General features: G+C 68.0%; 21 protein-coding genes and 2 pseudogenes. 13 read left to right on the plus strand and 10 right to left on the minus strand.

Annotated elements, in window-relative coordinates; translation table 11 throughout:
* From NM2_RS50190 to NM2_RS11745, 4 genes are all read left to right on the plus strand, one after another.
* Window positions 1-1,029 (plus strand): DUF5691 domain-containing protein (locus NM2_RS50190; RefSeq protein ID WP_245717965.1); only part of this gene is annotated, 1,029 nt, incomplete at its 5' end.
* The gene (locus NM2_RS11735; protein ID WP_067667568.1) at window positions 1,026-2,147 is read left to right on the plus strand and encodes an ATP-binding protein; all 1,122 of its coding nucleotides are present in this window, start codon (window positions 1,026-1,028) and stop codon (window positions 2,145-2,147) included. The genes NM2_RS50190 and NM2_RS11735, both read left to right, overlap by 4 nt.
* Window positions 2,144-4,705, plus strand: a complete 2,562-nt coding sequence (locus NM2_RS11740) for a DUF5682 family protein (protein ID WP_067667570.1) — start codon at window positions 2,144-2,146, stop codon at window positions 4,703-4,705. The genes NM2_RS11735 and NM2_RS11740 overlap by 4 nt, the downstream gene beginning before the upstream one ends.
* Window positions 4,706-4,805: 100 nt before the next feature.
* The gene (locus NM2_RS11745; RefSeq protein WP_067667572.1) at window positions 4,806-5,963 is read left to right on the plus strand and encodes a VWA domain-containing protein; all 1,158 of its coding nucleotides are present in this window, start codon (window positions 4,806-4,808) and stop codon (window positions 5,961-5,963) included.
* Between the two features lie 405 nt (window positions 5,964-6,368).
* Here NM2_RS11745 and NM2_RS11750 read toward each other — a convergent pair whose 3' ends face one another.
* The 3 genes from NM2_RS11750 to NM2_RS11760 all read right to left on the minus strand — a co-directional run bounded on the left by NM2_RS11750 (window position 6,369) and on the right by NM2_RS11760 (window position 10,949).
* Entirely contained in the window at window positions 6,369-8,888 is a 2,520-nt protein-coding gene (locus NM2_RS11750; RefSeq protein ID WP_067667573.1) for an ABC transporter permease, read from the minus strand.
* On the minus strand, window positions 8,888-9,655 hold the full coding sequence (locus NM2_RS11755; RefSeq protein ID WP_067667574.1) for an ABC transporter ATP-binding protein: 768 nt from the start codon (window positions 9,653-9,655) through the stop codon (window positions 8,888-8,890). Before NM2_RS11755 ends, NM2_RS11750 begins: the two co-directional genes overlap by 1 nt.
* Window positions 9,656-9,734: 79 nt before the next feature.
* Window positions 9,735-10,949 (minus strand): serine/threonine-protein kinase, encoded by a 1,215-nt coding sequence (locus tag NM2_RS11760; RefSeq protein ID WP_084530839.1) that lies wholly within the window; start codon window positions 10,947-10,949, stop codon window positions 9,735-9,737.
* 268 nt (window positions 10,950-11,217) lie between these two features.
* On the opposite strand from NM2_RS11760, the gene NM2_RS11765 reads away from it, so the two are divergent.
* From NM2_RS11765 to NM2_RS51515, 3 genes and pseudogenes are all read left to right on the plus strand, one after another.
* A complete protein-coding gene (locus NM2_RS11765) occupies window positions 11,218-11,988 on the plus strand; it encodes a deoxyribonuclease IV (RefSeq protein ID WP_067667581.1) in 771 nt (256 codons plus the stop codon).
* Between the two features lie 142 nt (window positions 11,989-12,130).
* Window positions 12,131-13,060: a TauD/TfdA dioxygenase family protein gene (locus tag NM2_RS11770; protein WP_084530799.1), complete on the plus strand. Its 930-nt coding sequence runs from the start codon at window positions 12,131-12,133 to the stop codon at window positions 13,058-13,060.
* Window positions 13,061-13,114: 54 nt separating this feature from the next.
* A pseudogene (locus NM2_RS51515) lies at window positions 13,115-13,344 on the plus strand (deoxyribonuclease IV); the annotation flags it as partial.
* A gap of 82 nt (window positions 13,345-13,426) precedes the next feature.
* On the opposite strand, the gene NM2_RS51520 reads toward NM2_RS51515, so the two are convergent.
* Window positions 13,427-13,666, minus strand: a complete 240-nt coding sequence (locus tag NM2_RS51520; RefSeq protein ID WP_245717987.1) for a hypothetical protein — start codon at window positions 13,664-13,666, stop codon at window positions 13,427-13,429.
* On the opposite strand from NM2_RS51520, the pseudogene NM2_RS11780 reads away from it, so the two are divergent.
* The 3 genes and pseudogenes from NM2_RS11780 (at window position 13,562) to NM2_RS11790 (ending at window position 16,907) form a co-directional block, all read left to right on the plus strand.
* Window positions 13,562-14,415 (plus strand): annotated as a pseudogene (locus NM2_RS11780) (TauD/TfdA dioxygenase family protein). The gene NM2_RS51520 and the pseudogene NM2_RS11780 overlap by 105 nt on opposite strands.
* Window positions 14,416-14,784: 369 nt before the next feature.
* Window positions 14,785-15,996, plus strand: coding sequence for a CaiB/BaiF CoA transferase family protein (locus NM2_RS11785; protein ID WP_067667586.1), 1,212 nt, complete (start codon window positions 14,785-14,787; stop codon window positions 15,994-15,996).
* Window positions 15,996-16,907: a hydroxymethylglutaryl-CoA lyase gene (locus NM2_RS11790; protein WP_084530801.1), complete on the plus strand. Its 912-nt coding sequence runs from the start codon at window positions 15,996-15,998 to the stop codon at window positions 16,905-16,907. The genes NM2_RS11785 and NM2_RS11790 overlap by 1 nt, the downstream gene beginning before the upstream one ends.
* Before the next feature lie 122 nt (window positions 16,908-17,029).
* Here NM2_RS11790 and NM2_RS11795 read toward each other — a convergent pair whose 3' ends face one another.
* Window positions 17,030-17,755, minus strand: coding sequence for a TetR/AcrR family transcriptional regulator (locus NM2_RS11795; protein ID WP_067667588.1), 726 nt, complete (start codon window positions 17,753-17,755; stop codon window positions 17,030-17,032).
* Window positions 17,756-17,815: 60 nt separating this feature from the next.
* On the opposite strand from NM2_RS11795, the gene NM2_RS11800 reads away from it, so the two are divergent.
* Window positions 17,816-19,342 (plus strand): FAD-dependent monooxygenase, encoded by a 1,527-nt coding sequence (locus tag NM2_RS11800; protein WP_245717966.1) that lies wholly within the window; start codon window positions 17,816-17,818, stop codon window positions 19,340-19,342.
* Between the two features lie 284 nt (window positions 19,343-19,626).
* Here the strand turns inward: NM2_RS11800 and NM2_RS11805 are convergent, their stop codons facing one another.
* Window positions 19,627-19,878, minus strand: coding sequence for a hypothetical protein (locus tag NM2_RS11805; protein ID WP_067667590.1), 252 nt, complete (start codon window positions 19,876-19,878; stop codon window positions 19,627-19,629).
* A gap of 279 nt (window positions 19,879-20,157) precedes the next feature.
* Between NM2_RS11805 and NM2_RS11810 the strand changes: the two genes are divergently transcribed.
* A complete protein-coding gene (locus NM2_RS11810) occupies window positions 20,158-20,649 on the plus strand; it encodes a hypothetical protein (RefSeq protein ID WP_067667592.1) in 492 nt (163 codons plus the stop codon).
* A gap of 27 nt (window positions 20,650-20,676) precedes the next feature.
* Here the strand turns inward: NM2_RS11810 and NM2_RS11815 are convergent, their stop codons facing one another.
* Both NM2_RS11815 and NM2_RS11820 read right to left on the minus strand, forming a co-directional pair.
* On the minus strand, window positions 20,677-21,798 hold the full coding sequence (locus tag NM2_RS11815; RefSeq protein ID WP_067667594.1) for an acyl-CoA dehydrogenase family protein: 1,122 nt from the start codon (window positions 21,796-21,798) through the stop codon (window positions 20,677-20,679).
* Window positions 21,799-21,807: 9 nt separating this feature from the next.
* Window positions 21,808-22,980 (minus strand): acyl-CoA dehydrogenase family protein, encoded by a 1,173-nt coding sequence (locus NM2_RS11820; protein ID WP_067667595.1) that lies wholly within the window; start codon window positions 22,978-22,980, stop codon window positions 21,808-21,810.
* Window positions 22,981-23,208: 228 nt separating this feature from the next.
* On the opposite strand from NM2_RS11820, the gene NM2_RS11825 reads away from it, so the two are divergent.
* Window positions 23,209-23,937 (plus strand): hypothetical protein, encoded by a 729-nt coding sequence (locus NM2_RS11825; RefSeq protein ID WP_067667596.1) that lies wholly within the window; start codon window positions 23,209-23,211, stop codon window positions 23,935-23,937.
* Between the two features lie 17 nt (window positions 23,938-23,954).
* On the opposite strand, the gene NM2_RS11830 is transcribed toward NM2_RS11825, so the two are convergent.
* Both NM2_RS11830 and NM2_RS47415 read right to left on the minus strand, forming a co-directional pair.
* A complete protein-coding gene (locus tag NM2_RS11830) occupies window positions 23,955-25,187 on the minus strand; it encodes an FAD-dependent monooxygenase (RefSeq protein ID WP_067667598.1) in 1,233 nt (410 codons plus the stop codon).
* Window positions 25,188-25,292: 105 nt separating this feature from the next.
* Window positions 25,293-25,604, minus strand: a complete 312-nt coding sequence (locus NM2_RS47415) for a hypothetical protein (RefSeq protein ID WP_169816162.1) — start codon at window positions 25,602-25,604, stop codon at window positions 25,293-25,295.
* Window positions 25,605-25,713 lie beyond the last annotated feature (109 nt).

Consider the following 25,713-nt stretch of genomic DNA (forward strand, 5'->3'; position numbering starts at 1 on the left):
AGCGTCTGGTCGCACGGCCGCCCCGCCGAGCGGCGCGCCTGGCTGGCGCGGCTGCGGGCACACGATCCCCAGGCTGCACGCGAAACCCTCACGGGCACCTGGCGTTCCGAGCCCGGCCCCGCGCGCGCGGATCTGCTGGCAATCCTCGCCGAGGGTCTCACCCTCGCCGACGAGCCGCTCCTGGAGTCCGCACTCGACGATTCACGCGCCGAGGTCCGCCGCGTCGCGGCGGACCTGCTCGCCGGACTTCCGGATTCGGCCTTCGCCGGACGCATGACCGAACGGGCCTCGCGCTGGCTGACCTTCGACGGCAAGCAGCTGATCGCCGATCTGCCTCGGCGCCTGGAGGATTCGGCCCGCCGCGACGGTATCGCCGACCGCACCGCGAATACCGCCTACCGTCTGGACGGGGCGCCGCACGTCGGGGCGGAGTGGCTGCGCCGAGTGATCGCCGCGACTCCGCTGCGTCATTGGGACGAGTTGCTGGGCGCCCCCGGATCGGCCGCACGGGTGGGTATGCGCGCCGATCTGCTCGGTCCGGTCACCGCCGGATGGGCTGATGCGGCACTGGCTCAGCACGACAGCCGTTGGGCCGCAACGTTGTTCGAGGTACTGACCGGAACCCCGACACTCGGCGCCGACCCCGATGTGCGGCGGCAGCTGTTCGCCCTGATTCCACTCGACCGGCGGGTGTCGTATCTGCGCACGCTCGACAGCAGCTGGCTGGCCGAGATCGAACTGCTGGTGCAGGCGGTGCCGCGGCCGTGGCCCGTACCGCTGGCCCAGTACCTGATCCGGCTGTTGCTGGATCGCGCAAAACTGGCCGCGGCCCGTCCCGGTGCGCCGGGCCTGTCCCCGGCCTCGTATCGCACCCTGTTCCGCACGGCCGCGGTGCACTTCCCGGTCGAGGCCGTCGCCGCGGTCGAGATCGCCGCCCGCCGCTGCGCTGATCCCTACTGGGAAACCTGTTTCAACGAACTGGCCCACGACCTGATCCAGCGCACGACCATGCTCGAGGAGTTGCAGTGACCACTACGAATACCACCGACACGACCGATTCGACCGGCAACAGTCTGCTGCGTCCGCACGCCGAACAGGCGTTCGCCGACGAGCTGCGGGCACTGGCCGCGGCCGACGACCGCCCCCGCCCGCCCTCGTGGCGGCTCTCGCCGTGGGGCGTAGTGACCTATCTGCTCGGCGGCACTCTGCCCGACGGCACCGTGGTGAGCCCCAAGTACGTCGGACCGCGCAGGCTGATGGAGGTCGCGGTCGCCACGCTCGCGACCGACCGCGCGCTGCTGCTGCTCGGTGTGCCCGGCACCGCGAAAACCTGGGTGTCCGAACATCTTTCGGCTGCCGTGTGCGGTGCGTCGACGCTGCTGGTGCAGGGCACCTCCGGCACTGCGGAGGAGGCGATCCGATACGGCTGGAACTACGCCCGGCTGCTCGCCGAGGGGCCCAGCGAGGGCGCGCTGGTGCCCTCCCCGGTGATGACGGCCATGCGCCTGGGCTCCATCGCCCGCGTCGAGGAACTCACCCGGATCCCCTCGGACGTGCAGGACGCGCTGATCACAGTGCTGTCGGAGAAGACGCTGCCGGTCCCCGAATTGGGGATGGAGGTGCAGGCCGCCAAGGGCTTCAACGTCATCGCCACCGCCAACGACCGCGACCGCGGGGTCAACGAACTGTCCTCGGCGCTGCGGCGACGCTTCAACACCGTCGTCCTGCCGCTGCCCGCCGACGAGGACGAAGAGGTCGCGATCGTGACCCGCCGCGTCGAACAGCTCGGCGCCGCACTGGAACTGCCCGCGGTGCCCGCCGCCGCGCAGGAGGTGCGCCGGGTGGTCCGGGTCTTCCGCGAGCTGCGCTCCGGCATCACCGCCGACGGCCGGACCAAACTCAAATCCCCCTCCGGCACACTGTCCACCGCCGAGGCGATCTCGGTGATCACCAACGGACTCGCGCTCGCGGCGCATTTCGGCGACGGAGTGCTGCGTGCCGCCGATATCGCGGGCGCGGTGCTCGGCGCGGTCGTGAAGGATCCGGTGGCCGACGGGGTGGTGTGGACCGAATATCTGGAAGCGGTGGTGCGCGAGCGCGAGGACTGGGCCGACTTCTATCGGGCCTGCCGCGAGGTCCACGCATGAACTCGCCCCGAACATCCGACTCACCACCGGAATCCGTCCCGGCTCCCGAACCGCCGCAGACCCGGGTGTTCGGCATCCGCCATCACGGCCCCGGATCGGCGCGCTCACTTCGCCTGGCGCTGGAGAAATTCCGGCCGGACGCCATCCTGATCGAGGGTCCGGCCGATGCCGATCCACTGATCACCCATATCGCCGCCGAGAGCATGACACCTCCGGTCGCACTGCTGGCCTATGTCCCAGATACGCCCTCCCGCGCGGCGTTCTGGCCCTTCGCGGTGTTCTCCCCCGAATGGCAGGCCCTGCGCTACGCCCACGAGCACGACGTCGCCGTCGGCTTCTGCGACCTGCCCGCCACACACGCGCTTGCCGCGACGGACGACCCCGGCGACCGCACCGACCCCCTCGCCGTCCTCGCCGCCGCCGCGGGCTACGACGACCCGGAACGCTGGTGGGACGCCGTCATCGAGTCCAGCGCCGACGCAGACGTTTTCGATGCCATCACCGAGGCCATGGCCGTCCTGCGCGAATCCGCACCCCAGGGGAACACCGCCGCAGGCGAATCCAGCCGACCTGCGGCGGAAACTGCCGAGGCACAAGATGATCCCTGCCCGACCACCGTCGGCGCTCCCGGCAGGAGCACCACCGCGGACGAGATCGCCGATGCCGCACACGAGACCCATCGGATAGCAGCCAGAACCGCTGCCGGACAAGACAGCCCCAACGCACTGCTCAGCGGTGCGCCGCACCAGGACATCGCCGCCGAGTCCGTTGCCGCACAAGGTAATTCCGGGTCGCAGGCGCTCGTCTCACCGCGGGAGGGTATGCCGATCGGTCCGGTGGGCGATGACGACGAGCTGATCGGGTCTCCGGTGGATCCGCAGACGTTGCGACGTGAGGCGTATATGCGACAGGTGATGCGTAAGACGTTGAAGGGCGGGGCACGGCGGCTGGCGGTCGTGTGCGGGGCGTTTCACGCTCCGGCGCTGGTGGGGGCACTCGGGCCCGCGGCGGCCGACGCGCGGCTGCTCAAGGGATTGCCGAAAGTGAAGGCGACGTTGACGTGGGTGCCCTGGACGCATTCACGGCTGGCGGGTTCCTCGGGCTACGGCGCGGGAGTCACCTCGCCGGGGTGGTATCACCATCTGTTCACCGAGACCGATCAGCCGATCGCGCGCTGGCTCACCAAGGTCGCGGGCACATTGCGGGCGCACGACCTGCCGGTATCCAGTGCGCACATCATCGAATCGGTGCGGCTCGCGAATATCCTTGCGGCCCTTCGTGAGCGACCGCTGCCGGGACTGTCGGAGGTCACCGAGGCCACCCGCGCGGTGCTGTGCGAGGGCGATGAGACCATGTTGCGTCTGGTCACCGGAGAACTGGTCGTCGGCGAGGCGCTCGGTTCCGTACCGGAGGACGCCCCGGCGGTTCCGCTCGAGGCGGATCTACGCGCGCAGGCGCGTTCGCTGCGGCTGACGCGCCAGGCCCTGTCCCGGCAGCTGGACCTGGACCTGCGCAAGGAACGCGACGTCGCGCGCTCACACCTGCTGCACCGGCTGCGACTGCTCGCGATCCGTTGGGGCACACCGACATCGAGCGAGGTCCGCAATACCGGCACCTTCCGGGAGACGTGGACGCTGGTCTGGGAACCCGAACTCGCCATCGCCGTCATCGAGGCCTCCCGCTGGGGCACCACTCTGCGGTCCGCCGCGGAGGCGAAGATCCTGGACTCCGCCGCCGCACCCGAGGCCACCGTCGCCGACCTGGGCGGCGCCCTCGAACAGGCTCTGCTGGCCGACCTCGGCGGGGCCGTGCCGGGCCTGGTGGCCCGCCTCGAATCCGCGGCCGCGGTGGATCACGACGTCACTCGTCTGCTCGCCGCGCTGCCGGCCCTGATCCGCACGCTGCGGTACGGCGATGTGCGCGGCACCGACGTCGCGGCGCTCACTCGGGTGGCCGACGGGATGCTGGTGCGCATCTGCGCCGGATTGCCCAGTGCCGTAATTGGATTGGACGCGGACGCCGCGGCCGCCCTGCGCGCCCTGCTGGACGTCGCGCACGTGGCCCTGGCCACCCGCGACGACGAGTGGGCGACCCGCGAATGGCACAGCGCCCTGGGCAAACTCGCCGACCGGGGCGATGTGCACGGCAGCCTGGTCGGCCGTGTGGTCCGGCTGCTGTCCGACGCGGGCATCCTGGACGACGCCGAATCCGCCCGCCGTCTGTCCGCGGCACTGTCGGTCGGCCACGATCCCGCCGAGAAGGCCGCGTGGATCGACGGATTTCTCGGCGGCCGCGGTCTGCTCCTGGTCCACGACCGAAATCTGTTGCACCGCATAGACACCTGGCTCCGGGGCCTCGACGAAGACCAGTTCGTCGCCACCCTGCCCCTGCTCCGCAGAACCTTCGGCGCCTTCGAATCCGGTGAGCGCCAGGCAATCGCTCAGGCGGTCCGCGACGGCGGACCCGTCACGACAACCCCTACCCGAACCGGCGGCTTCGACCCCGACCGCGGCGTGCTCGCCCTGCAAGCCGTCACCCGAATCCTGGCGGTCGTATGATGCCGCCGCACCCTCACCGGACAGCGCCGAACCGCAACCAGACCACGACGAGAACCGGAGGATACGGATTCACCCGCAGCGGTATGGAAAGGCATCACCGATGACCGAACTCGATCGAACACAGTCCCGCCGTTGGCGTCTGGTGCTGGGTGCGCCCGCGGAGGCCTGCTTGGGCGGGCTCGGTTCCGGCGGCGACGCGGCAATGGATCGGGCGCTGTCGGCGCTGTACAACGCCGAGGAGCTGACTCCGACGGAGAAGCGGACGGGTGGGCTGGGCGGATCGGCGCCCAAGGTGGCCAGATGGCTGGGCGATATCCGCGGCTATTTCCCGTCCACGGTGGTGGAGGTGATGCAGCGCGATGCGGTCGAGCGGCTCGATCTGACCCAACTGCTGCTGGAACCGGAACTGCTCGAGGCCGTCGAGCCCGATGTGCACCTGGTCGGCACCCTGCTGAGCCTGAACCGGGTGATGCCCGAGACCACCCGGTCCACGGCGCGCATGGTCGTGGAGAAGGTGGTGCGCGAGATCGAGCGGCGCATCGCCGCGCGCACCGTCGCCGCGGTATCCGGCGCGCTGAACCGCGCCGCGCGCACCACCCGCCCGCGACTGCGCGATATCGACTGGGATCGCACCATCCGCCGCAATCTCGCGCACTACCTGCCCGAACACCGCACGGTGGTGCCCGAACAGCTCATCGGCTACGGCCGCAGATCGCAGGCGGTGCGGCGCGATGTGGTGCTGGCGATAGACCAATCCGGATCGATGGCCTCGAGCGTGGTGTACGCCTCGGTGTTCGGCGCGGTGCTGGCCTCGATGCGTTCGCTGAAGACCTCGATGGTCGTATTCGATACGGCCGTGGTCGATCTCACCGACCAGCTCTCGGATCCGGTCGACGTCCTGTTCGGCACCCAGCTCGGCGGCGGCACCGACATCAATCGCGCCATCGCCTACAGCCAGCAGCTGATCACGCGTCCGGCCGACACGCTGTTCGTCCTGATCTCCGACCTGTACGAGGGCGGGATCCGCGACGAGATGCTGCGCCGGATCGCCGCGATGCGTGAATCCGGCGTCCAGGTGCTGGTGCTGCTGGCCCTGTCCGACGACGGCGCACCCGCGTACGACCACGAGAACGCCGCGGCACTGGCCGGACTCGGCGTCCCGGCCTTCGCCTGCACCCCGGACAAATTCCCGGACCTGCTGGCGGTGGCCCTCGACCGCGGCGACGTGCGCAGCTGGGCGAACAGCAATGCGGGCTGAGCCGAGCTATCTCCCCGGTGCGCTGCTACCGAGCGCGGTCAGGAAGCCCATCAGCGCTTGCGCAAAACCCACACCTGCGTTCAGAACTCCCGACGCGCTACCGAGTGTGCCGAAGAGATCCATCTCCAGACTCCTTCACGGACCGTGCAGAACAGCGGGGGAAGCGGACAGAGCCCGATAGTACGGCCCAACACCACCGGAACCCGGGACCTCACAGCCGCGTCGCCCGGCAATCACCTCGCTCGCCGCTCAATCCCGGTCGTTTACCCTCCCGAACCCACCGGGCGACTTATTCGGCGGGGGCCCATGTCCTGGCTGAGCCGATCCCCGGGCTGAACCGCCGCAATCGCGATACCCGGGTCCGGTCGCCTCGGTGATCATCCGCGGCAACCGGACCCGACGACGTCACAGATCCGCGATAGCGGCCAGGGGCGGGGTGCGCGCGGCGCGAATGCCGGGCCACAGGGCGGCCAGCACGCCGACGACGCCGGAGCCGACGAGCATGAGCACGATCTGGATCCACGGGACGGTGATCGTGCTGATGCCCAGGTCGCTCAGGGTCCGCAGGAAACCGACGCCGAGCCCGAGCCCGAGTATCACGCCCACGAGCGCACCGAACACCGCGATCAGCATCGACTCCAGATAGATACTTCGGCGGACCTGTGGTCGCTGCATGCCGACCGCGCGCAACATGCCGATCTCGCGACGTCGTTCGACCACCGACAGCGCCAGCGTGTTGACGATGCCGAGCACCGCGATCACCACCGCCAGGGCCAGCAACCCGTACAGGATCGCGAGCATGGTGTCGATCTGCTTGCCCTGCGTGCCCTTGAACTCTTCCCGATCCTCCACCTGCACCACGACGTACTGCGCGGTAGCCTTGATCAGGTTCTCCCGCATGAGCGTCAGGTCGGCCCCCGGCGCCGCGGTGATCAGCACGACCACATCGCTGCGGTACGCGACGGGCATCAGCTGGTCGTACAGCGCCGGTGGAACCACCACGGCCCCGAGCAGCTGAGTGTCCTTGTAGATTCCGGACACCGTGGCGGTGAACTTCCTGTTGTCCATGCTGGTCAGCTGCACTTGCTCACCGGCGTGCCAATTGTGTTTCCCGGCTTCGGTTTCCGAGACCTGGATGTCGTTGGCGCCTAGTGCGTACCCGCCACTGCGAATGTCGTAGTTCAGCACCGGGCTGATCGGCGCATCGGGCGAGACGCCGTACACCGGATCCTCGCCGGTCCTCAACTGCACACCGCGGAAGGCCACCACATCCCGCACTCCCGCAACGGATCTCGCGGACGGCCCCGCGCCGAGGGGCACCCCGGTCAACTGCGGACCGGACAGGATGTAGTCGGCCTTGACGCCCCGGTCGACCACATCGCTCACACTCGCCTTCGCCGAGGAGCCGAGCATGCCGATCGCCGAGACCAGCATCAGCCCGAGGGTGAGCGCGAAGGCGGTCGCGGCGGTGCGCCGCGGATTGCGGACCGCGTTGTTGCGCGCCATGTGCCCGATCGACCCGAACGGCCACACCAGCACGCCGAGCGCCGCCAGCACTGGCCGCGACAGTGAGGGCGAGGCGAACAGCACCGCGAAAATCAGTGCCGCGGCGCCGATTCCGACGGTCAGCGCGGCATGCCCGCCGGTGTGACGAGCCCCGAGGACGACCAGTACGACACCGACGACCGCCAGCGCCACGCCGATACCCGTGCGCACCCGCAGCGATTCGCCGGTCGAGGCGAACTCCTCGCGCATGGCCTCCACGGGCGGAATCCTGGCGGCCCGGCGCGCGGGCGCGTAGGCACTGCCCACCGTCACCACCAGACCGATGCCCAGGGCGACCAACACCGTGCGCGGCTGCACCTGCATGGCGCCGGTGGGCAGTCCCAGGTCGAAGGCATTGAGCAGCCCGGACAGCCCGAACGCCAGCGCGATACCGCAGGCCAGCCCCAGTGCGCTGCCGATCAATCCGATGATCGCCGCCTCGGCCACCACCGACAGCCCCACCTGCCGCCTGCTCGCACCCACTGCCCGCAGCAACGCCAGTTCACGCAGCCGCTGCGCCACGATCATCGAGAAGGTGTTGTAGATGATGAACGTACCCACCAGCAGCGCGATCGCACCGAAGGCGAGCAGGAAGTAGTTCACGAATTTGAGCGCGTTGCCGACCTGGGCCTTCAGATCCTCGCGCACCTGATCACCGTTGAGCACCTTGTAGTCCGGCAGGATCCGGGACAACCTGTCGCGCACGATATCCGCCGAGACGCCCGGTTTCGTGGCCACGTCGACGTAGCCCACGTGCTGCCCGTCGGTGAACAGCTCACGCGCCTGCCCATCGTCGAACAGGATGTTGACCAATCCGCCGGAATCCGATGCCATCGTGTAGATCCCGCTGACGGTCACCACGATATTGCCCTTGGACGGCACCAGGACCTCCGTGCGATCCCCGACCGACAGCCCGGCACGTTGCGCCCCACCGGAATTGATCGCGACCTCGCCGGGCTGGGTGGGCGCGACGCCCGCCACGATCTTCTGCGATTCGGCCACGGCCCTGTCGGGCGGCAGATAGGACTGCCCGATACTCGGCGCACCGCCGGTCTGCACCGCGTGACCGTCCTTCAGCAGGACGACCGGCCCCTGCACCGCCGGGGCGACCGTCCGCACGCCGGGAGTCGCGGTGATCTTGTCGACGACGTCGAGCGGAACACCAAGCGAGACACGCTCCTTGGGCTGCACCCGCACGTCGACGCCCTTGGCCTGGTCGGCGAAGATGCCGTTGAAGGTGCTCTGCAGGGTGTCGGTGAACACGAAAGACCCTGCGATGAAAGCGGTTCCGAGGATCACCGACAGCACTGTCAGCGCCAGGCGCAGCTTGTGCGCGGCCAGATTACGCAAGGCCACCTTGCGCATCGGACTCCCGGCCATCAGGCGTTCTCCAGCTTTTTCATCCGGTCCAGCACGGATTCGGCTGTGGGGTCGCGCAGTTCGTCCACGATGCGCCCGTCGGCGAGGAAGATCACCCGGTCGGCAAAGGAGGCGGCGTGCGGCTCGTGGGTGACGATCACGACGGTCTGCCCGAATTCGTCGACGGCCGCGCGCAGGATCGACAGCACCTCCTCGGAGGAACGCGAGTCCAGATTTCCGGTGGGCTCGTCACCGAAGATGATGTCGGGCTTTCCGGCCAGGGCACGCGCGCACGCCACCCGCTGCTGCTGTCCGCCGGACAGTTCGCTGGGCCGGTGTTCGAGCCGGTCGTTCAGGCCCAGGCGTTTGATCACCGTGTCGAGCCATTCCCGATCGGCGCGGCGACCGGCGATGTCCAGCGGCAACGTGATGTTCTCCAGCGCGGTCAACGTCGGCACCAGATTGAACGCCTGGAACACGAAACCGATCCGGTCGCGCCGCAGGGCGGTCATCTCCTTGTCCGAGAGCCCGGTCAGATCGGTGCCCCCGATGTGCACCGCGCCGGAGGTGGCCCCATCGAGCCCGGCCAGGCAGTGCATCAGCGTGGATTTTCCCGAGCCCGACGGGCCCATGATCGCGGTGAACTCACCCGTGGCGAATTCCGCGCTCACCCCGTCCAGTGCCCGGACCTGGGTGTCTCCCGTTCCGTATAGCTTGACCAGGTCGGTGGCGCGTGCCGCGATCGACGTTTCGGTAGTGGTCTCGGTGCCCAGGGCATCGGCAGTCATGCTCTCCAGTGTTGCGTGACCCGCACGTCCGCGCCATCGGGAATGCCCCCCAATACTTCGGGGGTATAACCGAACCGTCTCAGCCCAGTGAACCGATGATCGCCAGCACGACCAGCAGAATGATCACCGCGCCCACGATGATGGCGATGATCAGGCCGGTATTGGATTTGCGCTGCTGCGGCATCGGCGCGGGCTGATATCCGTAGCCGGTCTGCTGCGGGTACGGCGAATTCTGCGGATACATCTGCTGCTGCGGGTGCGGCGGCGCCGAGCGCACCGGCATCGGCACGGGCGCCGGGCCCATGGTGGGCATGGGTCCGGCATTGAGCATTCCGGGGCCGGTGCCGTGTGGCGCCACCGGATTGCCCGGGCCGGTGCCGGTGAGGCCCAGCTGCGGGCCGACGGTCTGCATTCCCGGGCCGGTGTACTGCCGCGGCGTCACCGGAACGCCCGGTGAGCTGGGCGTGGCGAGGGCGCGACGAGCTGCGGCGGCGAATTCCGCACACGAGACGAAACGGTCGTCCGGGCGCTTGGCCATGGCCTTGGCCAGCACGGCGTCCATCGCCGGCGGGAATCCGGGCCGGATCTTGCTCAGCGGCGGCGCGGGCTCCTGCAGATGTCCGCGGATCACCGCGGCCGGATTCGACGCGGCGAACGGCCCGGTGCCGGTGAACAACCAGAACAGGCTGCAAGCCAGGGAGTACTGATCCGCCCGGCCGTCCAGGTTGGCGCCGGTGAGCTGTTCGGGCGAGGCGTAGGCCAGCGTCGCGGTGAACGTGCCGGTCTGGGTGAGGTGGCCGCCGTCGTCACGCAGCCGGGCGATGCCGAAGTCGGTGAGGTAGACGCGCTCGCCCTTACCGCCGGTGGAGCGGGCCAGCAGCATGTTCGCGGGCTTGACGTCGCGATGCATCACGCCGTTGCCGTGCGCGTAGTCCAGCGCCTCGGCGACCTCGCCGATGATCTGCACCGCGCGTTCGGGCGGGAGTTTGGTCGGGTCCACGCTGGCCGCGTCGATGCCGTCGATGTACTGCATCGAGATCCACAGCTGACCGTCCTCGAGACCGCGGTCGTAGACGGTCACGATATTGGGGTGGTCCAGCTGGGCGACCAGGTCGGCCTCACGCTCGAAGCGGGCGCGGATCTCCTGATCGGATACCATTTCACGGTTGAGCAGTTTGAGCGCGGTCTTGCGCGGCAGACGCGGGTGTTTGGCCAGATATACCGAACCCATGCCGCCGCGGCCGAGCAGTTGCTCGACGAGATAACCGGCGAAGACCTCACCGTTGGCCACCATGATGTCCGCTCCCACTTCCCGTGCCGCGCACCGGGACCCGCCAGCGCACGGCCGTGTACCGCATGAACTCCGCCGCCGGTTTCGGGCCGACCACGGGAAACACCGAAACCATAGCAGCCCGGGCGAATCCGCACGCCGCGGTGGCGCGAAGGCCGCGGGGCCGCATCGCACGGCTGCGATGCGGGTTGATCGCCCCGGAAGAACGGGCGAAAACGGCCGCTGCCGCGCCCCGGCAGAACCTGTCGGTGGGTACCGATACGCTCGACCCATGCGCATTGGAGCACACGTCAGACAAGACAGTGATCCGATCGGCTTCGGCGAGAAACTCGGGGCCGAGGTCATCCAGATGTTCGTGGTGGATCCGCAGAGCTGGGACAAACCCCAGCCGCATCCGCAGGCCGAGCAGATCAAGGCCAGCCCGATCGATGTGGTGGTGCACTCCTCGTATCAGATCAACGTGGCCAGCACCAACAATCGCCTGCGCATGCCCTCGCGGCAGGCGGTGGCGCTACAGGCGCAGGCGGCGGCCGACCTGGGCGCGTTCGGTCTCGTCGTGCACGGCGGGCACGTGCGCTCGGATGCGGAGATCGAGGCCGGAATCACCAACTGGGGCAAGCTGTTCGAACGTCAGAAGGACAAGGGCGGTTTCGCTGTGCCCATCCTGATCGAGAACACCGCGGGCGGAAATCACGCCATGGCCCGGTATTTCGACTCCATCGCCAGGCTCTGGGAGGTGGTCGGCGATTTCGGCGCCGGGTTCTGCCTGGACACCTGTCACGCCTGGGCCGGCGGCGAGGAGCTCGTCGGCGTGGTGGACCGCATCAAGGCCATCACCGGCCGTATCGACCTGGTCCACCTGAATTCCTCACGCGACGAATTCAATTCGGGCGCCGACCGGCATGCCAACTTCGCCGAGGGCACGATCGACCCGCAACTACTGGCCGAGGTCTGCCGCACCGCAGGCGCACCGGTGGTCCTGGAAACCCCCGCCGAGGGCGTCGCCGACGACCTGGCCTACCTACGCGAACATCTCGGCTGAGCCGGGCGGGAATGCCGGCTCGGCGCGGGGGATCTGCCCTCCGCAGCGCCACCGTTTCAATCCTGCTGACTGCAAACCTCTTTCGCCGCGCCCGCCGGTGATGTGCTGCTCGTTGCATCACATATCCGAGCGAAAGGCTCCCATGTCCGTCGATTACGCAGTAGGAACCGATACCGCCGTGCAGGTGGTCAAGCTTGGCGAACACATCGGTGCACGGATCGAAGGCGTCCGGCTCGGCGGTGATCTGTCCGCGGAGACCGTCGCGGCGATCCGCGCCGCCCTCAACGAGCACAAGGTGATCTTCTTCCAGGGCCAGGACCATCTGACCGAGGACGGCCAGTACGAGTTCGCACAGCTGCTGGGCACCCCGACCACACCGCATCCCACGATCACCTCCCGCGGGGCGCGAACCCTGACGATCGACTCCGAGACCGGGCGCGGCGGCGCCTGGCACACCGATGTGACCTTCGTGGACCGCGTGCCCAAGGCCTCGATCCTGCGCGCGGTCACCCTGCCCAGCTACGGCGGCTCGACCACCTGGGCCTCCACCGTCGCGGCCTACGATTCGCTGCCCGACCCGCTCAAGCGGCTCGCGGAGAGCCTGCGCGCACTGCACACCAACGCCTACGACTACGCTGGCGATCACGGCAAGGATTCGGACCAATTTCGCCAGGCGTATCGCGACGAATTCGTGTCGACCTACTATGAAACCGAGCACCCGGTGGTGCGCGTGCACCCCGAGACCGGCGAACGTGCCCTGCTGCTGGGACTTTTCGTGAAGCAGTTCGTCGGCCTGAACGCCTCCGAGTCGCAGGCGCTGTTCCGGCTGTTCCAGGACCGCGTCACCCGGCTCGAGCACACCACCCGCTGGAACTGGTCGCTCGGCGATGTCGCGATCTGGGACAACCGGGCCACCCAGCACTACGCCGTCGGCGACTACGACGGCGCCGAGCGCCGCCAGCTGACCCGGATCACCCTCGCCGGCGATATTCCGGTCGGCGTCGACGGCCGGACCAGCACGGTGGTCACCGGTAACGCCGAGCACTACTCGATAGTCGAACAAGCCGCCTGATCGCTCGCCGCCGGAGGTCACAGCCACGAATTCCACTCCGGAACTGTGACTTTCGGCGTGGATCGGATCAAGGCACCACCGGCCGCATAGATCTGGTTCATCTGAATTTCGCCCGCGACGAGTTCGATTCGGGCGCGGATCGGCACGCGAATTTCGCCGAGGGCACCATCGATCCGGAACTGCTGGCAGAGGTCTGCCGCACCGCTGGTGCGCCGGTGGTTCTGGAGACCCCCGCCGAGGGCGTCGCCGAAGATCTGGCGTACCTGCGCGAACATCTCGGCTGAGCCCGGCTCGACATCGCCTGTGCCCGGGTCGAATTCGGCCCGGCCGGACCAGCGTTTGGATCCCCCTGACCGCAAATCTGGTTCATCCCACTCGCCGGTGATGTGCTGCTCGTGCATCACAGATCCGAGCGAAAGGCCCCTCATGTCCGTCGATCAGGTAGTAGAAACCGACACCGCCGTGCAGGTCGTGAAGCTCGGCACCCACATCGGCGCGCGTATCGAAGGCGTCCGGCTCGGCGGTGATCTGTCCGCGCCGGCCGTCGAGGCGATCCGGGCGGCGCTCAACGAGCACAAGGTGATCTTCTTCCGCGGTCAGGACCACCTCACCGAGGACGGCCAGTACGCCTTCGCGGAACTGCTGGGCAGCCCGACCACACCGCACCCCACGGTCACCTCGCGCGGCGTCCGCTCGCTGGCCATCGACTCCGAGACCGGGCGGGCCAACAGCTGGCACACCGACGTGACCTTCGTGGACCGCGTGCCCAAGGCCTCGATCCTGCGCGCGGTCACCCTGCCAGCTACGGCGGCTCGACCACCTGGGCCTCCACCGTCGCGGCCTACGATTCGCTGCCCGACCCGCTCAAGCGGCTCGCGGAGAGCCTGCGCGCACTGCACACCAACACCTACGACTACGCCGCCGGTCACGGCAAGGAGTCGGACCCGAAGTACCAGTCGTACCGTGACGAGTTCGTCTCGACCTACTACGAGACCGAGCACCCGGTGGTGCGCGTACATCCCGAAACCGGCGAACGCGCGCTGCTGCTGGGCCATTTCGTGAAGCAGTTCGTCGGCCTGAACAGCTCGGAATCCCAGGCGCTGTTCCGGCTGTTCCAGGACCGCGTCACCCGGCTCGAGCACACCACCCGGTGGAACTGGTCCCTCGGCGATGTCGCGATCTGGGACAACCGCGCCACCCAGCACTACGCCATCGACGATTTCGACGGCGCCCAGCACCGCAAGCTCACCCGCATCACCCTCGCGGGTGACATCCCGGTCGGCGTCGACGGCCGGACCAGCACGGTGATCGCCGGTAACGCCGAGCACTACTCGGTGGTCGAACAGGCCGCCTGATCGCTCGGTACGGCCGGAGGTCGCAGCCGCGAATTCCACTCGGCAGCTGCGACTTTCGGCCAAATCCGGGTCCGCTCGGTACTCTGTGGGCACAAATCACAGCGGCGGGGCGGAGTCCCTGCGCGGCACGCCACCCGGCAGCGCGGACAGCTACCGCACGGACGACCGCGACCATTCGGTTGCGACCGATCCGGCCACGAACACAGGGCACCACCGGGCGAGCAAACCCACGCGCTCCCTCGCCCGGCATCACTTCCGGAACCGGTCGGGCCATCTGCTCCCGCACCACCCGGGCCTGCGGCGCGGCCACTACCCCACACCGGAGGTCGGGACTGTGGTGCTCACCCCGCGACTGGTTGAATCGATCGCATGGAGATTCGGCCGCTGGACGGAGTGCGGGTACTGGAGCTGGGCAATTACATCGCGGCACCGACCGCGGGACGGATTCTCGGGGACTTCGGGGCCGAGGTGATCAAGGTCGAGCGGCCGAAAACCGGTGACGAACTGCGTAATTGGCGGTTGTACGGCGGGGACACCTCGATGTTGTACCGGACGGTGAATCGGAACAAGAAGTCCATCACGCTGGATCTGCGGTCCGAGGCGGGCCGGGCGATCGTGCTGGATCTGGTCTCCCGGTCCGATGTGCTACTGGAGAATTTCCGGCCGGGCATGCTGGAGAAGTGGGGGCTGGGCCCGGAGGAATTGAACGCGGCCAATCCGGATCTGATCCTCACCCGGATCTCGGCCTACGGTCAGACCGGGCCGCTGTCCCAGCGGCCCGGATTCGCGGCGGTGGCCGAGGCGGTGGGCGGCCTGCGCGAGTTGGTCGGCGACCCGGACCGGCCGCCGGTGCGGGTGGGCGTGTCCATCGGCGATTCGATCGCCGGGATCTACGCCGCCTTCGGCACCGTGATGGCGCTGTTCCAGCGGGAGCGGTCCAGCGAGTCGATTCCGTTGCCGCACCGCATGATCGACGTCGCGTTGAACGAGTCGATCCTGTCTGTGATGGAATCGCTGGTACCCGACTACTACGCCTACGGCATCGCCCGAGAACGGGTCGGCGGCCGGATGGAGGGCATCGCCCCCAGTAACGCCTACCCCTGCTCGGACGGGTTCAGCATCATCATCGGCGGTAACGGCGATGCCATCTTCCAGCGTTATATGCAGGTCATCGAGCGGCCCGATCTGGCCGCCGATCCGGAACTGGCCGACAACGCCGGTCGCTGGAAACACCGCGAACGCCTCGACGCCGCCATCGCCGAGTGGACGCGCGCCCGCACTCGCGACGAGGCGCTGTCGATTCTGGAGACCGCGGGCATCCCGTCCGGCCCGATCTACACCGCGGCCGATATCACCACCGACGCACAATACCTGTCGCGCAACATGATTCAGCACTTCCCGGTGGACGTCGGCGAATCCGAGCCGAAGCAGGTGGGCTTTCCGGGCATCGTGCCGGTGATCGGCGAGACATCCCTGCCCATCCGCAACGTCGGCCCGGATCTGGGCGAGCACACCCAAGAGGTGCTCTCCGGGCTGCTCGGCATGTCGGACGAGCAGGTCCGCGCTCTGGAGGTGGACTGATGCTGCGCGATGTCACCCTGCGCGACGGCCTGCAACTGACCGGCAAGGTGCTGCCCACCGACCGCAAGGCCGAACTCGTGCGCACCCTGCTCGGACTGGGCGTGCCGACGCTGGAGATCGGTTCGATGGCCCGCCCGGTTCTGGTGCCGCCGATGGCCAACACCATGGATCTGATCGCCGCCCTGGAACCCGAAGAGCTGCAACATTGTTGGGTGTGGGTGGCCACGCCGCGACACGTGCGCCGGGCCGCCGAAGCCGGTGTGCGCAATTTCCAGTACTGCTTCTCGGCATCCGACGCGCACAACAAGGCCAATATCGGCCGTACCACGCAGGAGAGCCTGGCGGCCATGCCCGAGGCGATCGCCCTGGCACACGAGGCCGGTGGATCGATTCAGCTGTGCCTGGCAACGGCGTTCACCTGCCCCTTCGACGGTCCGGTGGATCCGCGCCGAGTGCTGGACATCGCGAACGATCCTCGCGCGGAGGGCGCGACCGATATCGTCATCGCCGACACGCTCGGCCAGGCGTATCCGCAGCAGGTGAGCGATCTGATCGCCGCCGTGCGCACCCGGACTCCCGAGCGCCGCATCATCTTTCACGGCCACGACACCTGGGGTATGGGGGTGGCGAACTCACTCGCCGCACTCGATGCCGGCGCCACCATGGTGGACGGTTCGCTCGGCGGACTGGGCGGCTGCCCGTTCGCCCCGGGCGCGAGCGGCAACACCTCGAGCGAGGATCTGCTGTTCGCCACCCGCCCGGACTGGTTCACCCCGGATACACTGGCCACCCTGGTCGGCCTGTCCCGCGATCTGCTCGGCGATCTCGGCGAACCGAATCGCTCCCGCACCGCCGAGGGTGCGAGATCCAAGGCCGAAGCCTTCGAATGGGTTGTGCGCGAGGAGAACTGAACGGTCGGCGACGCATACATCAGGTTTGCTCCGCGGGAACCTTCTGCCCGAGTTCGATCCTTCGAAGGCATTCCACAACGGATGGACGGCCCTGCACCCGGGCGATTCCCCCTGCGGACTGCTCACTCCGGTAGCCCGAGCCGGATGGTCAGGCCGTCGAGGATGCAGGCGAGGGTCCATTCGACCGGTTCGGCGGGGCCCGCGCCGGTGCGGCCCTGGAACCAGCGGGCGAAGGCCGGGTAGTTGCCCTCGGCGAGGATGGGTTCCACGAAGGGGCGGGCGGCGGCGGCCAGCTGGTCGTCGGTGTGCAGGCCGACGCGCATGCGCATGCGTCGCTCGTGCGCCAATTGCAGTGCCGCGCCGAAGAGATGGCCGTCCACCGCGCCGGTGATCAGCGACAGCTCGTCGGCGGTGCGGCCCAGGGTCTCCAGCATGGCGAACCGGAAATCGAAGTAGCGCAGCGCATTCGGCCCCAGCGGCGGGCGGGTGTGCACGAGCTCGCCGAACCAGAGGTGGCGCAGCAGTACTGCCCAGGTGTCCCGCGCGAGGCTTTCCAGGCCCGAACGCCAGTGTGCCGCAGGCTCGTCGGGCAGCGGTATCTCACCGTAGACGGCGTCGATCATCAGATCCACCAGACCGTCCTTGCTGCCGACGTAGCGATACAGCGACATCGGCGTCGACGCGCCCACGGCCGCGGCGACGCGCCGCATGGTCAGCGCCGGGGCGCCCTCGGCGTCGGCGATCGTCAGGGCCGCGCGCAGGATGCCCGCCCGGCTCAGGCTGGTCGTGGGCCGTCCGGGCGGTTCGGGCAGGGTCCAGATCAGCGGGCCCGGAGCCTCCTCGGCCATTGCACCTCCTCGAAAATCCGTCCCTTGCCGGGCATTCAACCATTGGTGTACAACGTACATATGATGTACGACGTACACGAACCCGAGGTGCTGATCGTCGGCGGCGGGCTCGTCGGCCTGACGGCGGCGCTGTTCCTGCGGTACCACGGAGTGCCGTCACTACTGGTGGAGCGGCGTGCGACCACCTCCCCGCAGCCCAAGGCCCGGCGGATCAACATCCGCACGATGGAATTGTTCGACCAGATCGGCATCGGCGAGGCGGTCCTGGACGCGGCGCGCGATCTGTCGGCCCACCAGGCCATGGCCGCCGGGCCGACGCTGGCCGATGCCACCCGACTGCCCTTCACACTTCCGGGCGGCATGCCCGACTGGGCCGCCATCACCCCGTCCACGGCCTGTCTGTGCGCGCAGGATCTGCTGGAGCCGACCCTGCGCGCCCTGGCCACCGAACGCGGCTGCGATATCCGCTTCGGCGTCGAATGCACCGAATTCACCCAGGACGCAACGGGAGTCGCGGCAACGCTGCGCGGCGCCGAGGGCGATACCCGACGGATGCGGGTGAGCTATCTGATCGCCGCCGACGGCGCCGCGAGCCCGATCCGGGAGCGACTGGGCATCCCGCGCAGTGGCCGCGGCACGCTGGGCCGGGCGGTGAACGTCTACTTCCGCGCCGAATTGTCGAATCTGGTGCGGGGCAGGGAATTCAATCTCTGCCAGATCGAGAACGACCGTGTACCAGGCGCATTCATGTCCGTGGACGGCGCTCGCCGATGGATCTTCAGCACCTCGCGCGATATCGATCGCCCGGCGCGGGACTGGCCGCGGGCCCTGCGCATCGCGATCGGCGAACCGCACGTCGATGTCGAGGTGATGAGCGTATTGCCCTGGGAACCAGGGATGTTCGTCGCCGACCGGTATCGCGACGGCAGGGCCTTCCTGGCCGGGGACGCCGCCCACGTCATGCCGCCGTACGCGGCCGCCGGCGCGAACACCGGCATCCAGGACGTGCACAACCTCGCCTGGAAACTGGCCGCGGTACTGCGTGGCGAGGCCGGGCCCGCCCTACTGGACACCTACCACACCGAACGTCACCCGATCGGCTGGTTCACCGCCGACCAATCCAGCGTCCGCACCGCCGACCTGCGCACCATGGCCCACCGCTCGACCGACGGCACCGCGCCGGCCGACCCCATCGCGATGATCCTCGGCCAGCGATACCCGTCCGGAGCCTTCATCGACGACAACAGCCCGCACACCCTGACTCGCCTGGACCTCACCGGACAGCCCGGCACCCGAGTACCCCACCTCCCGCTGCCCGGCGGGCGCTCCACCCTCGACCTCCCCGGCCCCGGATTCGCCCTGCTCACCGGCCCGCGGGCAGACCGTTGGCCGCAACCGGATCGGCTGCCCGTTCCGGTTCACCCTCTGGATGAAAAATGGTGCGCAGCAGCGGGTATCACCTCCTCGGGCGCACTACTGCTACGTCCCGATCAAATCGTCGCCTGGCGCACCCCGATCGCCCCTGTGTACCCAGCGGCACTCGACTCGGCACTCGATCGAGTCCTGGCCCGAGCGCATCAGCACTGAGTGTCACGGATTCGGCAGCGGCAGAAGCCAGCAGCGCACGAATCCACACTCGTTCACAACCCATGTCCCGGAGCATTTCGCTCGACACGAGCCAGCCGGATCATCGCAGCGCACTGAAACCGGCCGTAATTGCCTTGTGCCGCAATGGATCACTCGATGCGCCACCAGAGGCCACAGGAAGTGCGCCAGCTCGATGGTCGACTCGGTCCGCACGGCCGCCGACGCTGAGCGCGTAATCCCTTATCGCCCAGCGGATTTCCGCAGGCGTTCACCGATCCGGGCGTTCAGGCCGATCCGTGCGCATCGGCTCGGAGCTTCAACAGCACCAGTCCTGCGGTGCTGGCGAGGATCAGGCCCGCGACAGTAACCAGGACGCGTAGGTCGACAATGCCCATCACCGCTCCCGCCATGCCGCCTGCGAAGATCACCCAGGCCACGAGGCGCGCGACGATCGTCCAGGCGGAACGCGAGGATTCGGCTGCGGCCGAATCACTCTGGGGCGCCGCGCCCAGGGGGGTCGTCGAGAAAGCTCCCATCACTACTCCTCGATGACGCCGCCGGAGCCGTGAATCTCACGGTTCCCCCGGCATATTGGAGGCGTCTCACGTGTAACTTTGCCCACACGCTACGTCTCCGTTGCCAAATCTCCACCCGACACGCGCGCGACACGCTGAAGTTATCGATCCGTTATCTGGCTCATATCCGTTTGACAAGACGGGTCGGTATCTTGCGACCAGCACGCTCGTCTGGCCTCCGACCGGGGCGCTCGGATAATGTGAGGCCGTCTCGGGAACAGTTTGAGGAGCTAGTCATCAATGCACGGCAGTAAGGCGGAGTTGGGGGATAACGCCGAGGACATCCCACACCGTCTGACCGCCAAGGTAGCAGGCCCGGCGATCGCGGCGGGCGCGATCTCGTTGGGGCTGGTCCTGATCGGGGCCTGCGGACTCGGACATCACGACGTCTACGTCGCCCCGCCGCCACTGAGCACGGACGGACAGGTCACCACGGGAACCCGCGCGGCGAGTGCGACGTCCTATGTCGTGGTCATCCCGCCGTCGCCGTCCTGGCGCATCGCGGCGAAGACCACGCCCCGCTCCACCTCGACGACGTCGCCGTTCCCCACCTACCCGGCCGATACGCCGACCACGGAACCCGCCTACACCACGGACCCGTTCGACGAGCAGAGCTTCGATCCCCCGCCGACGAGCGCCACCGCCCCGTTCGACGAGGACACGACCACCGAGGTGACGACCGATCCGCAATACCCCCACCATCGGTCGCCGTCCGAAGACGACGGCAACTGACGCGGAACGGCCGTCACCGAGGTCGCACTACAGCTCGACCAGGTCGTATTCGCCGACATGATCGGTCAGCACGCGCAGATGCTCGAATCCGCCGCCGAAAGTGTGCTCGATGGCGGTGAGCCGGGCCGTGTAGTGGCTGACCGGATATTCGGTGGTGACGCCGATACCGCCGTGCATCTGGATGGCCTCCTGGCCGATGTGCCGGGCCGACCGGCTCACCTGCAGGCGAGCCCGCGAGGCCACCGTCGGATCGGGCTCCCCCTCGGTGAGCGACGCGGTGGCGTACACGCTCATACTCCGGGCCAGTTCCAGCGAGACGTACATGTTCGCCGCACGCTGGGTGAGCGTCTGGAACTTCGACAACGTGACCCCGAACTGCTTGCGGGTCTTCAGATATTCGGTGGTCAGCCGCAACGCCTCGGCCATCGCGCCGACCGACTCCGCGCACAGGCTCGCCTGCGCCTGCACGATCTGCGCCGCGATCGCCGCCGAGGCGTCACCGGGCTCGCCGAGCAATTCGGCCGGGGCCGAGTCGAATTCGATCTGCGCGCCGCGCAGTCCGTCGAAGGTGCGATACGGCGTGCGGGTCGCGGCATCGGCCGTGACCAGGAACAGGCCGATGCCACCGCCGGGCAACGTCGCGCTGACGACCAGTAGGTCGGCGCAATCACCGTGCGGCACCGGGTTCTTCACGCCCGTGATCCGGTAGCCGTCACCATCGGCCGCCGCCGTGACCGCCGAACCGGTTGCGGGCCAGCGCGTCCCGGGCTCGTCGTGGGCGAAGGCGAGAAGTGTCGTACCGGAGACGACCTCGGGCAGCACGCGAGCGCGCTGTTCCGGGGTGCCCACCCGGGCGATCAGCCCGCCGGGCAGCAGCACCGCGTCCAGCAGCGGTTCGGGTGCAAGCCGACGTCCGATCTCCTCCATGACCACCATGGTCTCCACCGGACCGGCGCCGACGCCGCCGTCCTCCTCGCTGAAACTCAGTCCCAGCACACCCAATTCGGCCAGCTGACCCCACACCTGGCGGTTCCAGCCCAGTTCGGTGTCGATCACCTTCAGCCGGGACTCCGGGTCGTAGCTGCGGGCCAGCAGGTCGCGGACCGTGTCGCGCAGCATGCCCTGTTCATCGGTGAGTTCGAAATCCATGGCGGCGCCTCACAATCCGAGAATGGTGGAGGCGATGATGGTGCGTTGCACCTCGCTCGATCCTCCGTAGATGGTGGTCTTGCGGAAGTTCAGATACCCCGGGCCGCTGCGCTGCGCCCAACCGGGCGAGGCGATGCCCTCGGCGTTCACCGGCAGGGAATCCGGGCCCGCGACGTCCAGCAGCAGTTCGGTCGCGGCCTGCTGAAGTTCCGAACCACGCAGCTTGAGTACCGAGGAGACCGGATTCGGTTTGCCCTCGGCCGAATTGGCCACCACGCGCAGCAGGGTCACCTCCAGGGCCAGCAGTTCGTTCTCCAGCTCGGCCACCCGCGCGCCGAACACCGGATCCTCGAGCAGCGTGCCCGAACCGATCTTCGTCTGCGCGGCATACTCTTTCGCGACCGAGAGCTTGACCTTGGTGCGGCCGACACCGGTGATGCCGGTGCGCTCGTTGCCGAGCAGGAACTTCGCGTAGGTCCAGCCCATGTTCTCCTCGCCGACCAGCTGATCGGCGGGCACCCGGACGTTCTCGAAGAAGACCTCGTTGACCTCGTGATGTCCGTCGATCAGCTTGATCGGGCGGATCGTCACGCCGGGAGTGTTCACATCGAACAGCAGCAGCGAGATGCCCGCCTGCTTCTTGGGCGCGTCCGGGTTGGTGCGCACCAGGCAGAAGATCCAGTCGGCGTACTGGGCCAGGGTGGTCCAGATCTTCTGGCCGTTGACGATGTAGGAGTCGCCGTCGCGCACCGCGGTCGTGCGCAGCGAGGCCAGGTCCGAACCGGCGTCGGGCTCGGAGAAGCCCTGACACCACCAGATGTCCATGGCCGCGGTCGGCGGCAGGAAACGCTGCTTCAGCTCGGGTGAGCCGAACTGGGCGATCACCGGGCCGATCATGTTGACGTTGAAGGTCAGCGGCTCGGGCACGCAGGCCAGCTGCATCTCGTCTTCGTAGATATGACGCTGCAGTGGCGTCCAATCCTTGCCACCCCACTCGGTGGGCCAGTTCGGCACCGCGAGCCCCTTCGCGTGCAGGGTCTTGTGCGCGGTCACGATTTCGTCGCGGGAGAGCTCCCGGCCGTATTTCACCTTGTCCCGGATCTCGGCCGGAATCTCGGTCCGATAGAACTCACGCAGTTCGTCCCGGAAGGCCACCGCATCGGGTGCCAAAGCAAGTTTCATGGGCGTCTCCCACCGTGTTTTGGTTTTCCGGACTCAACCTACTCCCCGGTAATCCGGTGCTGTCGGATGGATCACACCAGCGGATTCGTGCCGATCGGCCGGGCGGTTCCGGTCGACCTCACTCGACCGGCTTCCAACTGGTAAGTTGCTCCGGAAGCAGGCTGCCGCCGCCCGAAAAACCGGACGAAGCCCGGCGGCCCATCGGTTCACGATCTAGGAGTACGACGAGTGAACGGCAGGATCATCGCGCGTCTGTTCGCGGTTTCGGCCTGTGCCGCAATCGGTACCGCGACCGCATTCGGAACCGCCGTTGCCGCGCCGAGCGCGACCGACACCGCGATCGATCACCTCACCACGGCCGCGGGCACCGATGCGGCGGCGAAGAACGCGGTGCGCACGGTTGGTAAGGCCGCGCGTCTGGTCACCGCCGCCAAACTCGATCACATCGCGGGCGCGTTCCAGCCGTTCTGGTTCTCCTCACCGACATTCGGGTGCCCCGGCAACCCGGTCACCATGACGGTGGGATCGGGCGTCGCGGGATCCAACGGGGCCGTCAACGGTCTGCACGGCGGCTACGGCACCCTGCGTTTCCAGGCCACGACCGCCAACCCCGGTTACGCCACGGGTTCGGGTCTGAACGTCGCCTGGCTCAACACCGGCAACGGCCGCAGCGGCGTCACTCCGCTCAACGACATGACCCAGTATCACCTGCCCGGCCTGTCCAAGACGATCGCGACCGGCCCCGGTACCGTCGTGGCCGCGCTCTGGGGCACCATCACCTTCCCCGGCGGCACCTGTGTCATCACCCCCACCGTCGGCGCCTTCACCGTCTACAACGCTCCCGCCCCCAACTTCAACGCGCCCATCCCCGACGCCACCACCCCGCCGGCGCCCAAGCCCGCCCCGAACCAAGCCGTACCCGGCGGCGTCCCCTCGGGTCCCCACAGCGCCCGGTAACCGGGGTAGGCGTCGGCTCAGCGCCAACTCGAAACGCGAACCCCGAGGGAGGGCGGTGCGATTGCGAGTTCCCCCCGTCGCACAGCCCGCCACCACCGGCGTCCGGAGTCGGCGGCATGCCGGATCTTGCGCACAGCGGGTACCTGGGTGAGCAGGTGTTGCTGATATTGCCACGGCATTTGTTGCCCGTGCCGGGCCGCCATGGCATAGGCGAACTGCACGGCATCGCGGTCGAGATACCGGTCGGCGTGTTCGAACCAGGTCATGCTGGTACGGGCGGCGGCCTGTATCGGGCGTAGCGTGGCGCGCCGCTGCGCATCGTAGTTCTCCAGCGCGTCGGCGACCTCGGCATGCTCGTACAGGTTCTGTGCGAGCGCGACGGCGTCGGCGATGGCCAACCGGGTGCCCGAACCGATGGTGAAGTGCGTCGTGTGCGCCGCATCGCCGAGCAGCACCACATTGTCGTGATACCAGGTTTTGTTGGTTACCTCGGGAAAGCGGCTCCACCTCGCGAGTGCGCCTCGCGTCTTGGTGATCAGGGAGTGGCCGTCGAGAAGGCGAGCGAATATGTTCTCCAGAACACGCAGGCTCTCCGGGTTCTCCAGGGAATCAAATCCCAAGGCGTGCCAGGTCTGCGGTTGGCACTCGACGATGCAGGTGCTGATCTTCTCGGCGATCGACGGGTAGGCATGGAACCAGATCCAACCGGCCGGAGTGTGTTCGAAGGCGAACGTGAATCGGGTGAAGACCTTGTCCGTTCCGAGCCAGATATATCGATTCTCGCCGAGTGTGACCGACGTATCGAAATAGTGATTACCCAACTGCCGTACCCGGCTGTTCGCGCCGTCGGAGACCACGATGAGATCGGTGTCGTCGAAGCCGCACAAGTTGTCGACCTCTCGCCCGTGCCGGACATCGACGCCCAGATCGCGCGCGCGACGGGAAAGCACGTCGAGTAATGCCGCGCGGCCCGTACTGAATCCGTAGCCCCCGAAATACGCGGTCTGGTCGCGCACATGGATTGCCTGTTCACGCCATACGACCGACCCGGCACGCACCGCCCGCGCGCTGTCGGGGTCGTTCCGATACAGAATATCGAGCAGGTCGTCCCAATACGCGACGCCCCAGCCGTAGGTCGACCCGACGGGATCGCGGTCGATCACCGTGATTTCATGGGCCGGGTCGCGCCGCTTCATCGAAATAGCGAAGTACAACCCGCCCGGGCCGCCGCCGATACACACGATCTTCATTTCGTCACCAGCTGCAACCCGGTTGGTCGGACCTGGCTCGACATGATCTGTACTCGATACGACCGAGCCCGGCACGCTGTGCGTGTCCGGGCTCGGTCACCGGCGCTAGAAGCTGCCCCAGCCATGCCAGCCGGGTAGGTTCCACCAGCCGGGATTCCATCCCCAGCCGCCGTGTCCCCAGCCACCGCCGTGTCCCCAGCCGCCGTGTCCCCAGCCACCGCCATGGCCCCAACCGCCCCCATGCCCCCAGCCACCGCCGGGTTTGTCGACGAGTTGGGTCGCGGACGTGGACGTCGTCGCTTGCGCGCCGGGCGCTTGCACCGTGGCTGCGACGACCGGAATCGCGGCAACCGCGGCTATACCGGCAGCAGCCGCCAACCGAGCGAACTTCGTGTGTGAATTCTTTCTCTCGAACATGATTGGGCTCCAGATACCAGTCCCGACCTGCCCGAATTCTACGCGGTTTCGCCGAACTCCAGTAGTTGGCGTGTTAACCCGTCTATAATGCCGCGACATTCCGCGCCGA

This window comes from Nocardia miyunensis NBRC 108239 (genome assembly GCF_001613065.1).
Lineage (GTDB): Bacteria > Actinomycetota > Actinomycetes > Mycobacteriales > Mycobacteriaceae > Nocardia > Nocardia miyunensis.

What these genes read in the sequence shown, in the direction of transcription:
- NM2_RS11740 (WP_067667570.1), top strand. Translation starts at nt 2,144, where the DNA reads ATGAACTCGCCCCGAACATCCGACTCACCACCGGAATCCGTCCCGGCT.
- NM2_RS11745 (WP_067667572.1), top strand. Translation starts at nt 4,806, where the DNA reads ATGACCGAACTCGATCGAACACAGTCCCGCCGTTGGCGTCTGGTGCTG.
- NM2_RS11750 (WP_067667573.1), bottom strand. Translation starts at nt 8,888, where the DNA reads ATGGCCGGGAGTCCGATGCGCAAGGTGGCCTTGCGTAATCTGGCCGCG.
- NM2_RS11755 (WP_067667574.1), bottom strand. Translation starts at nt 9,655, where the DNA reads ATGACTGCCGATGCCCTGGGCACCGAGACCACTACCGAAACGTCGATC.
- NM2_RS11760 (WP_084530839.1), bottom strand. Translation starts at nt 10,949, where the DNA reads ATGGTGGCCAACGGTGAGGTCTTCGCCGGTTATCTCGTCGAGCAACTG.
- NM2_RS11765 (WP_067667581.1), top strand. Translation starts at nt 11,218, where the DNA reads ATGCGCATTGGAGCACACGTCAGACAAGACAGTGATCCGATCGGCTTC.
- NM2_RS11770 (WP_084530799.1), top strand. Translation starts at nt 12,131, where the DNA reads ATGTCCGTCGATTACGCAGTAGGAACCGATACCGCCGTGCAGGTGGTC.
- NM2_RS11785 (WP_067667586.1), top strand. Translation starts at nt 14,785, where the DNA reads ATGGAGATTCGGCCGCTGGACGGAGTGCGGGTACTGGAGCTGGGCAAT.
- NM2_RS11790 (WP_084530801.1), top strand. Translation starts at nt 15,996, where the DNA reads ATGCTGCGCGATGTCACCCTGCGCGACGGCCTGCAACTGACCGGCAAG.
- NM2_RS11795 (WP_067667588.1), bottom strand. Translation starts at nt 17,755, where the DNA reads ATGGCCGAGGAGGCTCCGGGCCCGCTGATCTGGACCCTGCCCGAACCG.
- NM2_RS11800 (WP_245717966.1), top strand. Translation starts at nt 17,816, where the DNA reads ATGATGTACGACGTACACGAACCCGAGGTGCTGATCGTCGGCGGCGGG.
- NM2_RS11805 (WP_067667590.1), bottom strand. Translation starts at nt 19,878, where the DNA reads ATGGGAGCTTTCTCGACGACCCCCCTGGGCGCGGCGCCCCAGAGTGAT.
- NM2_RS11810 (WP_067667592.1), top strand. Translation starts at nt 20,158, where the DNA reads ATGCACGGCAGTAAGGCGGAGTTGGGGGATAACGCCGAGGACATCCCA.
- NM2_RS11815 (WP_067667594.1), bottom strand. Translation starts at nt 21,798, where the DNA reads ATGGATTTCGAACTCACCGATGAACAGGGCATGCTGCGCGACACGGTC.
- NM2_RS11820 (WP_067667595.1), bottom strand. Translation starts at nt 22,980, where the DNA reads ATGAAACTTGCTTTGGCACCCGATGCGGTGGCCTTCCGGGACGAACTG.
- NM2_RS11830 (WP_067667598.1), bottom strand. Translation starts at nt 25,187, where the DNA reads ATGAAGATCGTGTGTATCGGCGGCGGCCCGGGCGGGTTGTACTTCGCT.
- NM2_RS47415 (WP_169816162.1), bottom strand. Translation starts at nt 25,604, where the DNA reads ATGTTCGAGAGAAAGAATTCACACACGAAGTTCGCTCGGTTGGCGGCT.